This window comes from Mesorhizobium sp. M8A.F.Ca.ET.208.01.1.1 (genome assembly GCF_004791315.1).
Taxonomy (GTDB): Bacteria; Pseudomonadota; Alphaproteobacteria; order Rhizobiales; family Rhizobiaceae; genus Mesorhizobium.
This window is the reverse complement of sequence record NZ_SRUT01000355.1, coordinates 1-291: the sequence shown is the minus strand read 5'-3', so window position 1 is coordinate 291 and position 291 is coordinate 1. Positions and strand designations below refer to the sequence as shown.

Below are 291 nucleotides of genomic sequence, written 5' to 3'. Positions count from 1 at the left end.
GGGAGAATTCGTCGCTGCTCGACGACGTGGTACTGATGCGCAGTGTGGAGCAGCCGGCGCCGGCGCCCGACGGCCAACAAAACCAACAGGTGGTGGAACGAGGAATTCAGGTCGCCGAAGCGATCGGAAATCGCGACATAGGCGTCTCGGTCGGCGTCGGCCCAGTCCCGCTGAAACTGGATCTCCCGGCCGCGGATGTCCCGATCAGCCTCAAGCTCGCCAGCTACCCGGCGAGCGGGACGCTGTCCTTGCCGGATCGCGTCCTGTCGCCGCAGTCGAGCCTGATGGCCA

The 291-nt window shown here is 66.0% G+C and carries 1 protein-coding gene; it reads left to right on the top strand.

Going from position 1 to position 291, the window contains the following annotated elements; genetic code table 11:
• Nucleotides 1-291: hypothetical protein (locus tag EN851_RS36690; RefSeq protein WP_189587373.1), on the top strand; the 291-nt coding region annotated here is incomplete at both ends.